The 2,888-nt window shown below is 43.4% G+C and carries 2 protein-coding genes; both read right to left on the reverse strand.

From position 1 onward, the window contains the following. Nucleotides 1-1,158 (reverse strand): hypothetical protein (locus tag CAG65_RS19855; protein WP_161454738.1); only part of this gene is annotated, 1,158 nt, incomplete at its 3' end. 437 nt (nucleotides 1,159-1,595) lie between these two features. Further along, nucleotides 1,596-2,888: hypothetical protein (locus tag CAG65_RS19860; protein ID WP_237668863.1), on the reverse strand; the 1,293-nt coding region annotated here is incomplete at its 5' end.

Genomic DNA, 2,888 nt, shown 5'->3' on the forward strand with positions numbered 1-2,888 from the left:
CAATTTAGGTATATTTATATCAACAATATGCTCTTGATCATCAAAGCTTTGAGCAGTTGAATAGCTTACCCATTCGTCCATACTAATTACTTGACTTAAATAAAAGTCTAGATCGTTTTCCAACTGCTCAATCACACCCCAACCTATCTGTGTCGCGCTATAAATAAGACCTAAGCTATTGTTCGCTACTTGTACTTCTCCCTTAATTTTGTAAGGCATCCAGATGTGGTCAATAGGAAAGCCTTCTGCTTGACGTTTTTGTTTGTCTTGTTTGTTTGACAAAGCACGATAGTAGTCAACATCAATATCCGAAAAATACCCACTCTCAGTAACAATGAGTTCACGCCAAAGCTTTCGCTTCCAAAAAACATAGATATATCCACGTTTCGCATCCGCCAGCTTTTCACGCCGCTTGTCCTCTGTTGCGTAATAAAGTGGTCTTACAGGAATTAGCACGTTATCCCACTCATCCATCTCCGTTTCCTTGTCCACCGGCTGAAGATCTTCAGCAAGCTTCAACAAGATAGGAGTGGGCTGATCGGCACACGGAATCTTGATATAAAGCGTTTTACCCTCAACTTCTAAGTCTTTGAAAGTGGCGAGGCTGCGGTGTTTGTTGTCCAGATCGGCTTTGCCTACGGTCACTTTCTCTTTTTGGGCTTCTGTTTTAGCCAACATCAGACAGGCAGCATTGCTTGACCACTGGCCAGCGAATTCAACCACAATTTTATGATCCGGAGAGGGTGGTACCGGTGTGTAAGTCAGGTTTCGTGCCAAAGGAACATCATCAGTGACTGCCTGATAGTTAGCTTTGACCGGTTTTGTATCTTGCGTTGCCAACACTTTATCAACTTGCATTCTCAGTGCAGGAAATGCCTGAAGTTGCGTGTCTGTAAGGCTAGTTCGGCGGGTAAAGGAAGACAGCGCAATCCACTCGGCACGAACGAGGCGCTGCCTGACGTTGTTGAGTAGGCTGTGGATGTCTTTCTTTGCTGACAGGGTGAGTCTTTCCGATAGCGGCTTGGGAAGTTGCCGCAGGACGTCTTGCATGTTTCGCGCGCGCGAAAGCTGCCCGATGCACTCATCTGGCGTCAGGACGTAATCGAGTTCGTCATACGTTAACTTAGAACCCGGTATAAATTTGCAAAACAATTGCATTTGAGATCTCCACAACCAAGAATCTTTTGTTCATTCGGCTGCGGTGATGCTTAAGCTGATAAGGCTTAAATTTGGGCGATTTGGTTCTGATATGATACCCATTCACTATTTGAACTTCAACCATCATTATTTGGCGCTGTCACTGTTGTGGCGCACCACCCAACACAACCGAACCTCACATGGTAATTCTTTATTTATCAGATAGAAACCGAAGATAAGAAACCTTCCTCCCAGTTTGGGTTGATTTAATTAACCCTTAAATCATTAACTAGCTAAACAAGCGTGACTGACAACAAATCTGCCTGTTTACAGCACTCGAAAAGAAGTGGATTGGGTTTATCTTATCGAACAAATATCTCTATTACTGCTTCTCCAGTAATTACCCCACAAAATAGAGAGAGTACTGTTTAACCTTAACCTTAGCCCTAGCCCTAGCCCTAGCCATGATTACGCTCCTCTAGTACCACTTTCGCTTTTTTTAGGTCAGCGTAGGTTGGCAGCGGATAGAGTGACTCACTCCAATTATCCGCCTCTTTATGCTCAATCACATAACGGCTAAAGCCAAAACCAAACGCAGATTTTGTTACGCCTTTAGCACCGTAAAGGTATATCATTTCTGTAGTAGGGCTATTCTCAGTTGGTTGGTGTAACACACGGGTTATGTTTCGGCCATGAACAGGGACGAACCACATATCACTACCGTTAAAAGCCAACAAATCGACTGTAGCAGGGAAATCGCCTATTTTTTCAGATGGTCTTCCCGAGCGGTATACCTTGCCTCCTCCCTCACCTCCGAGGCAGTAGAAACCATCTCCATACGTACCACCCCAGACATTACAATCGTAGCTATCCGGAGTAAAATCACCGCGATCGACCAGTTTTAAGGTTTTGGCATCAAACACGAATGTATTACCGCATTTGGGTACATCGCTCTCCCCAAAAGTTTCAAGGTATTCGTCATTCTCCCACCCACAACCAAACCCCGCCAAACTCGAATTAAAACTCAAATAGATCGCTTGCTCTGACTGGCTCATATAAGGCTTGGCAAAAGAGGTCATGTAACGTGCGTATGAACCATTTACATCAGTAAATTTCACTACCTCTTTGGTGTCTAGCTTAACCAGCAGAAGCTCATCTCTTTTTTTCACAACAACTTGTGTGCTGTCTGTATCCCACATAATGTCGTGACGAGTTGAACCAGACTCCTCACTAATGTTTGTTATTTCACCATTACTTAGATCATACAACACAGTGCTATCTTTCTGAGGGATAACAAGGTAGCGGCCATTTGGCGATCGTGACATATATTTAGCATAATCAATCCCAGTATTAGGCGCGGGCGGCAATACCCCTTCAGGGATCAGCAATTGAGGGTCAGTACCATCAATGTTTAATGCCCAGTAACTGACCTTGGATTTATATTCTAGGTTTTCGATAGTAAACAATATCTGAGGGAGATTAACATTCTCAGTATTCCAATCTGCTACCTTCGGGTTATTAGGTATTTCAAAAGAATAGCGGTATCTCCACTTACTTCCATCATTAAATCGCATACTAATACGTGACTCTAATTGGTCCGCCAATAATTCTATTCGAGCTTTTTCGTCAAAATAGGGTTTAGTTGCTATGCAACCAACGCCTGCGGCGACAGTAGTCGTCAAACCCAAGCCGAGTAATATTTTCTTTTTCATTCTTAATCCATTTTCTAATTTTGTTACAACGACCAATCC

The organism is Vibrio sp. V39_P1S14PM300 (assembly GCF_009904765.1).
GTDB classification, from domain to species: Bacteria; Pseudomonadota; Gammaproteobacteria; order Enterobacterales; family Vibrionaceae; genus Vibrio; species Vibrio proteolyticus.